This window comes from Candidatus Accumulibacter vicinus, from assembly GCF_000584955.1.
GTDB classification, from domain to species: Bacteria; Pseudomonadota; Gammaproteobacteria; order Burkholderiales; family Rhodocyclaceae; genus Accumulibacter; species Accumulibacter vicinus.
The window spans coordinates 6,563-6,952 of the sequence record NZ_JDSS02000032.1; the positions used below are offsets into that span (position 1 = coordinate 6,563).

The 390-nt window shown below is 65.9% G+C and carries 1 protein-coding gene; it reads left to right on the forward strand.

Annotated features, from left to right (window positions below; translation table 11 throughout):
• A partial coding sequence (locus tag CAPSK01_RS23205) for a hypothetical protein (RefSeq protein WP_273703800.1) occupies window positions 1-390 on the forward strand: 390 nt, incomplete at both ends.

Below are 390 nucleotides of genomic sequence, written 5' to 3' on the forward strand. Positions count from 1 at the left end.
ACCGGCACGGACGCCTGACCCAGGAAACCCGCCAGATCGCCGGCGTCCCCTTCATCACCCAATACCGCTACAGCCAAGGACGCCTGAGCGGCCTCACCTATCCGAGCGGCAAACAGATCGACTACACCCTCGACGCCCAGGGACGAATCCGCGACGTGAAGCTCACCGTCGCCGGTGAAGTCAAGACACTGGCCAGCGCCATCACCTACCACCCCGCCGGCACCCTCAAACAGCTCACCAACGGCGCCGGACAACGCCTCACCTGGAGCCAGGACGCCGATGGCCGGCCAGCCAGCTACGTCCTTGGCGGCCAGACCTGGCAGATCGCCTACGACAACGCCTCGCGTCTGGCCAGTCAAAGCAATCTCAGCGACCCCACGCAGAGCGCGA